Source organism: Actinomadura fibrosa (assembly GCF_900659615.1).
Classification (GTDB): domain Bacteria; phylum Actinomycetota; class Actinomycetes; order Streptosporangiales; family Streptosporangiaceae; genus Spirillospora; species Spirillospora fibrosa.
In genome coordinates this window covers 1-6,425 of the sequence record NZ_CAACUY010000372.1, presented here as the reverse complement: position 1 = coordinate 6,425, position 6,425 = coordinate 1, and the positions used below count along the sequence as shown (strand labels likewise).

Annotated in this window: 6 protein-coding genes and 2 pseudogenes; 4 read left to right on the top strand and 4 right to left on the bottom strand. The window is 75.1% G+C overall.

Going from position 1 to position 6,425, the window contains the following annotated elements:
- The first annotated feature begins 44 nt into the window (after positions 1-44).
- Positions 45-155, top strand: coding sequence for a hypothetical protein (locus E1300_RS54115; protein ID WP_242619841.1), 111 nt, complete (start codon positions 45-47; stop codon positions 153-155).
- Positions 156-355: 200 nt separating this feature from the next.
- Here E1300_RS54115 and E1300_RS46410 read toward each other — a convergent pair whose 3' ends face one another.
- From E1300_RS46410 to E1300_RS46395, 4 genes are all read right to left on the bottom strand, one after another.
- A complete protein-coding gene (locus tag E1300_RS46410) occupies positions 356-1,321 on the bottom strand; it encodes a bifunctional helix-turn-helix transcriptional regulator/GNAT family N-acetyltransferase (protein ID WP_242619840.1) in 966 nt (321 codons plus the stop codon).
- 87 nt (positions 1,322-1,408) lie between these two features.
- Positions 1,409-1,720: a DUF3817 domain-containing protein gene (locus E1300_RS46405; RefSeq protein WP_242619839.1), complete on the bottom strand. Its 312-nt coding sequence runs from the start codon at positions 1,718-1,720 to the stop codon at positions 1,409-1,411.
- Between the two features lie 298 nt (positions 1,721-2,018).
- On the bottom strand, positions 2,019-2,378 hold the full coding sequence (locus E1300_RS46400; RefSeq protein ID WP_131763646.1) for a hypothetical protein: 360 nt from the start codon (positions 2,376-2,378) through the stop codon (positions 2,019-2,021).
- A 133-nt stretch (positions 2,379-2,511) separates the two neighbouring features.
- Positions 2,512-3,759 carry a citrate/2-methylcitrate synthase gene (locus tag E1300_RS46395; RefSeq protein ID WP_131763645.1) on the bottom strand — a complete coding sequence of 416 codons (1,248 nt, stop codon included), beginning with the start codon at positions 3,757-3,759 and terminating at the stop codon, positions 2,512-2,514.
- Positions 3,760-3,825: 66 nt separating this feature from the next.
- Here E1300_RS46395 and E1300_RS46390 point away from each other — a divergent pair, with 66 nt between their 5' ends.
- The 3 genes and pseudogenes from E1300_RS46390 to E1300_RS46385 all read left to right on the top strand — a co-directional run.
- Positions 3,826-5,073: a hydroxymethylglutaryl-CoA lyase-like TIM-barrel protein gene (locus E1300_RS46390; RefSeq protein WP_131763644.1), complete on the top strand. Its 1,248-nt coding sequence runs from the start codon at positions 3,826-3,828 to the stop codon at positions 5,071-5,073.
- A 147-nt stretch (positions 5,074-5,220) separates the two neighbouring features.
- A pseudogene (locus tag E1300_RS53770) lies at positions 5,221-6,084 on the top strand (DUF6493 family protein); the annotation flags it as partial.
- Between the two features lie 260 nt (positions 6,085-6,344).
- A pseudogene (locus E1300_RS46385) lies at positions 6,345-6,425 on the top strand (IS5/IS1182 family transposase); the annotation flags it as partial.

Sequence of the window (6,425 nt, the reverse complement as noted above, 5' to 3'; positions counted from 1 at the left end):
AGCTCGCCGTCGGCACCCCCGGCGGTTCGACGATCATCACGACCGTGCTCCAGATCCTGCTCAACCGGATCGACCTCGGCATGGACCTGCCCGCCGCGCGCCACCCGGCAGCAGCCGACCCGGAGCGCCGCCCCGGCAGCGGCCGACCCCGCTGAACGCCGCCCGGCAACAGCCGACCTAGCTGAGCCCCGCCCGGCAGCAAACAACCCCACTGCGCGCCGCTCGGCAGCGGCCGACCCCGCTGCGCGCCGCCCGGTAGCGGCCGACCTCGCCGAGCATCACGTCTCGCCGGTGCACGTCCCCGGGAGGCCGCGGCGCCGAGGGCGCTCACGGATGCGTGCTCTGAAGGACGCGGTCAGAGCTTGCGGCGCCAGACCTGCCCGTGGACGACGTCACCGAAGCGGCCGACCGGGGGCTCCTCTTCCACCAGGGCGAATCCGGCCCGCTCGTAGACGCGGTGCGCGGACCGCTGCAACGCCGTGGTCCACAGCATGATCTCCGAGTAGCCCGCCCCGGCGGCGAACCGCACGCACTCCTCGACCAGGGCACGGCCGACGCCCATGCCGCGCGCCTCCGGCTCGACGTGCAGCAGCCGGAGCTGCGCCACGTCGTCCTCCCGCCGGACGCAGAAGACGGCGCCCAGCCGGACGCCGCCGGCCTCGGCGATCCAGGCGTTCTCCCGCTCGGGGTCGTGGCCGTCCACGTACTCGGAGACGACCTTGGCGACGAGGGCCTCGTAGCTGCGGTCCCAGCCGCACTCCTCGTCGTACAGGGCGCCGTTGCGCTGGACGACCCAGCCGAGGTCGCCGGGCCGCAGCGGCCGCAGCACGACCTCGTCCCGGCGCGGGCGCCCGTCGAGGACGTCCTGGATGGTCCGCATGGCGGTGAGGAGGCGGGTGCGGTCCTCGCCGGGCAGGCCGTCCAGCAGCTCGCGGATGTCGGCCCTGGACCGCTCGTCCAGCATGGCGAAGACCTCCCGGCCCCGCGGCGTCAGCCGGACGATCTGGCGGCGCGCGTCGTCCGCCGACCGCTCCCGGACGACGAGGCCGTCGGCGGCGAAGCGGGCGAGCATCCGGCTGAGGTAGCCGGCGTCGAGGCCGAGGGCGCGGCGCAGCTCCAGCACCCCGGTGTCCGCGCGCTGCGCCAGCTCGAAGATCACCCTGGCCTCGGTCAGGGAGTAGGGCGTCCGGACGAGCCCGTCGCCCAGCACCCCGATCACGCCGGTGTAGAACCGGTTGAACGCCCGCACCGTCGCGATGTCCGCCGCCGCGCCGGTCGCGTCGGTCGCGTCCGCCATGGTGCCGGTCGCCGTTCCCGCCATACCCGCCTCCAACGTTTGACTCAGTCAAACATTACGGGAGCGCGCTCCGCCCCGCCACCCCCGAGGAGCGGCCGTCGCGGACGTTGGTCAGGCGCCGACCTCGGCGGGCGCGCGGTCCAGCGCACGCGCGTCGCGGACCACCCTGCGCTCGACGAAGAACGTCATCAGCGGGACGATGCCGCCCAGCACGATCAGCACCATCCGGCCGAGCGGCCAGCCGGTGCGCCGCCACAGGTCGTACGCCGCCGCGAGGTACACCATGTAGAGCAGGCCGTGCACGGGGGCCACGACGCCCGCCATCGCCGGCTGGTCGGTCGGCCCGTACTTGAGCACCATCCCGACCACCAGCAGCACGAGCAGCGTGCCGACCACCAGGGCCAGGATGCGATACCTGGTCACCGCGCCTTCCACAGACCACACCTTTCCTCTCGCCGGGGACGGTCCCCGGCTCCCCGTGACGATCCGGACGGGCCTCGACCGGCCGCCCGTGCCGCCTCGGGCCCATCTCGACCCGCCGCCCGTCACGACCCGGGCCCACCTCGGCCCGCCGCCCGTGACGACCGGGCCCACCTCGACCGGCCGCCCGTGACGACCCGGACCCATCTCGGCCCGCCGCCCGTGACGGCCCGGACGTGCCTCGACCGATCGCCCGTGACCCCTGGCCAGGCGCCCGGCGGGCCTCCCGGACCGGGGTCGCTCAGTCGCGCCGGTGCGTCTCGGCGTTGAGGCGCGCCAGGTAGCGGTTGTAGGCCGCGAGCGCCGGGTCCTCTTCCTCCTGCCGCCGGATGATCTCGCGCGTGACCGCCGCCTCCGCGGGCTCCTCGATCACCTGGGGCGCGGGCGGCGCCACGCCGTCCCGCTCGTCCCGGATCATCTTGACCCACATCACGATCACGAAGATGGCGAAGATCGGCCATTCGAAGGTGTAGGCCCAGCTCCGGTCGTTGCCGGCCTGGGCGCGGTCGTACTGCCACCAGCCGAAACCGAGGAACGAGGCGCACAGCACGATCGCCAGCAGATGCAGCCCGAGCCAGCCTGGGGTGAGGAACCGTCGCACGTCAACGAGCGTACCCCCGCCTCCGCCGAGCCCGGGCACACCCCCGCCTCCGCCCTCTGACCGGGCGCACACCCGCCTCCACCAGGGCCGAAGGCGCCGCCGGGAACGCGGGCGAGTGCGGCGTCCCGTGCGGTCAGCCGGGCGGCGGACCGACGTAGACGGCGCGCGGACGCAGGATGCCGCGCCGGCCGTACTCCTCCAGCGCGTGCGCCAGCCAGCCGGCGGTGCGCGCGACCCCGAAGACCGCCTCCCCGGCGCCGGGGCCGAGACCGGCGACCGCGCCGAGCACCGCCAGCGCGAAGTCGGAGTTGGGCGCGGGCAGGCGGCGCCGCGCGGCCTCCGCGAGCACCTTCTCGGCGGCGGCGAGCCGCTCGTGCCCGGGCGCCGCGTCCCTGACGAGGTCCAGCAGGAACGTGGCGCGGGCGTCGCCGGACCTGTAGACCGCATGCCCGAATCCCGGGATCCGCTCGCCGGCGCGCAGCCGCTCCGCGATCACCCGGGACGCGGGGGCACCGGCGCCGACCTCGGCGAGCAGCCGCTCGGCGCCGTAGGAGGCGCCGCCGTGCAGCGGCCCGCTCGCCGCGCCGAGCCCGGCGGAGACGACGGCGTACGGGTCGGCGCGCACGGACGCGGCGACGCGGGCGGCGACCGTGGACGCCGCCAGCTCATGGTCGGCCATCACGATCATCGCGGCCTCAAGAGCGCGCAGCATCCCGGGCCGGGGCGGCTCCGCGGACAGCCGCGTCCAGAGGCGCTCAGCGATCCGCCCCTCACTCGCGGCCGTGGTGTTCCCCTCGGCGGGGGGCAGGGCGGCGACGAGGCCGGCGATGAGCGAGCGCGCGGTCGCGATGACGCCGGCCGGGTCGAGGTGGTGGCGCAGGGGCGCGGTCGCGGCCAGCACGGCGACGATGATCTGCATCCGGTCCAGCGGCAGGAGGTCGCCGGGCAGGCCGGTCTGCGCCGCGACGGCCGCGGCGGCGCCCTCCTCGTCCGGAAGCCAGACCTCCGGCGACGAGGCGTCCGGCGGCAAGGCGTCGACGTCGTCGCCGGTCCAGATCCAGGTGGCGACCTGCTCGAACGTCCAGCTCGCCGCGAGCTCCAGCGCGTCGCGGCCCCGGTAGTGCGGACGGTCGACCCCCAAGGCGGTGATCGCGGACTCGATGGCCAGCTCACCGGGGCCCGGCGGGCGCCGGGGACGACCGCGCCGGGCCAGCTCCTCCACCTGGGCGGCATCGAAAAGGCTGCGGCGACCGTCCGGGGCGTGCCGCCGGCGCAGCACGCCGCGGCTGACATAGGCGTACAGCGTGGCCTGTTTCACACCGAGGCGCTCGGCCGCCGCGGCGGCGTCGATCCACTCGCCGACCTGGCCCTCCTCCGCCATCCCCATCCCCTCACATTGATTTTCATCAATATTGATACATGTGGATTGCGGTGTCAATCTGAGCGCATGGCGCAGATTCACTTCCTGGACGTCACCAACCGCGACGGCGTCCAGACGGCCCGGACCGGGCTGTCCAAGTTCGGCAAGACGATGGTCAACTTCTATCTCGGACGGCTCGGCGCGGCGCAGTCGGAGATCGGGTTCCCGTTCCTGTTCCACGAGGCCCCGTACGTGCGGGCGCAGATCGCGCTGGCGGAGGCGGGGGCGTTCGGCGGGCTCCGGCTGTCCGGCTGGTGCCGGGGCGTGGCCGCGGACGTGGAGAAGGCCGTCGCGGTGAAGGCCGGCGGCACCGGGCTGGCGCACTACAACCTGTCCATCTCGACGTCCGACTACATGATCGCGAACAAGTTCCGGGGGCGGCTGGACCGGGACGCGATCATCCGCGAGATGGTCGGCGCCGTCCGCGCGGCGAAGGCGGGCGGCGCGGCGACCGTCGGCGTCAACGCCGAGGACGGCTCGCGCACCGACGACGGCTTCCTCACCGAGTTCGCGCTCGCCGCGAAGGAGGCGGGCGCGGACCGCGTCCGCTACTGCGACACCATCGGCGGCGACACCCCGGAGCGCATCAGGGAGCGCTTCGCCAAGCTCGCGTCCACGGTGGGGCTGCCCATCGAGACGCACTGCCACAACGACCTGGGCCTGGCGGTGGCCAACTCCGTGTCGGGCGCGCTCGGCGACCTGGACGCGGGGCAGGACGCGTGGATCAACACGTGCGTGAACGGGATCGGCGAGCGGTCCGGCAACGCCGACCTGCTGTCGACGATCCTCGCGTTCCGGCACGGGTTCGGCCTGGAGGACCGCGGCGCGGCCATCGGCGATCCCATCGACCTGTCGTGGGCGCGCCGGTTCTCGCTGTGGGCGAGCTACGCGTTCGGCCAGCCGCTCCCCTACAACCAGGTCGGCGTCGGGCGGAACGCGTTCGCGCACGAGTCCGGCATCCACGCGGACGGTGCGCTGAAGGACCACGGCAACTACGAGCTGTACGACGAGGAGACGCTCGGCCCGTTCCCCGACGACTGGCACACGCGGCGGGGGCGCGTCGTCCTCACCGGCGAGTACGGAGGCAAGGCCGGGTTCCGGCACGTCATGGACGGGCTGGGCATCGAGCCGGTGGACGAGGACCTCGCCTTCACGCTCGTCCAGCTGTGCAACGCGCAGACGGGCCGCCCGCTGACCGACGACGAGCTGCGGCTGATCGGCGGGTATCCGCACGAGCTGGCGCTGCTCTTCCCGGGACAGATCGACCGCGATTAGGGCGTTTCGCCGCCGATCCATCGATCCGGGGCCCTACGGTGCGGTCATGGCGACGACCGCACCACCAGGCACCGCGCTCGCTCGGACGAGGGCGCCGCTGACCCGGCTCCGCCGCGAGCACGGCCTCGCCGCGGGGGTCGTCCGCCGATGATCGGGTGGGACGACGTCAGCGGGCCGATCGAAGAGGGCGACCTCGACCGGCTCACCTCGGTGCTGGTCGAGCTGTCGGCGGCCGAGCGGCGCGGCCTCGCCAAGGAGCTGCCCGGCCGGGTGGCGACGATGATCGTCGCGCGACGGGGGCTTCCGCCGGGGATGCGCGAGGCGCTGCTGGTCGCCGGCGCGGCCACGATCGGCGGGGCCGCCGCGGCGGCGGCGTGGCTGTGCCGCCTCGACCTGCGCCCCTGGGGCGACACCGGATATCCCGGCCTCCGCGCGGCGCTGCGCGCGGTGACGGCCCAGCGGCCCCCGGCCTGGCGCGCCGACGTCGCGCGCCGGGTGGCCGGCAAGCTGCGTCCCGCCGAGGACCGGGAACGCGGCATGCCGCTCTGGCACATGGCGGCGACGCTCGCGCAGGAGTCCGGTGCGGCGCCGCCCGCCGCGGACGGCTTCGTCCTCGGCTGGGTGCTCGCCGATCCGAGTCCCGATCCCGCGACGCTCGCCGAGGACGCGTTCCTGGACGCGCTCGTCCCGCGCCTCTTCACCGCGGACGGTATCGGCGCGGCGCTCGCCCACGAGGTGAACCGGACGGGTGACGGGCGCACCTGGCTGGCGGCGCTGGCCGCGCTGGCCGCCGCGGGGCGCCTCGACCGGGCGGTGCTGCTGGACGGCTGCGCCGACCGCCTGCTGCGCGGCGGCGGTCCGCACGGCCTCCGCTGGTTCGCGCGGCTGTACGAGGATCTTGAGCCCACGGACGACGAGGTGCGCGCCCGGCTCCGCGACCATGTCCGGCTGCTGCCGTCCGCGCCGGCCGCCGTCGCCGCCCTGGCGCTGCGCCACGTGCGCCGTGCCGACGAGCTGGGCGCGCTGGACGAGCGGCTCTTCCGCGAGGCCGCCGCCGGTGCGCTGTCCCGTCCGGAGAAGAAGCTCGTCCGCGCGGCGCTGGGCTGGCTCGACCGTACGGCGCGGAGCCGCGAGCGCGCGGACGCCACCGTGCGGGCCGTGACCGCCCTGTTCGCGTCGAGCGCCATCGACCTCAGCGAGCGCGCGGTCAGGATCGCCCTGCGGCACGCCGGCGGGACGAGCCGCCGCACCCGGGCCGAGGTCCGCGCGGCCGCCGCTTCACCGAGTGGAGTGCGGCGCGGGTCTGGGCCAAGCTGCACCGGCTGGTGCTGGACGAGCTGGGTGCGCGCGGG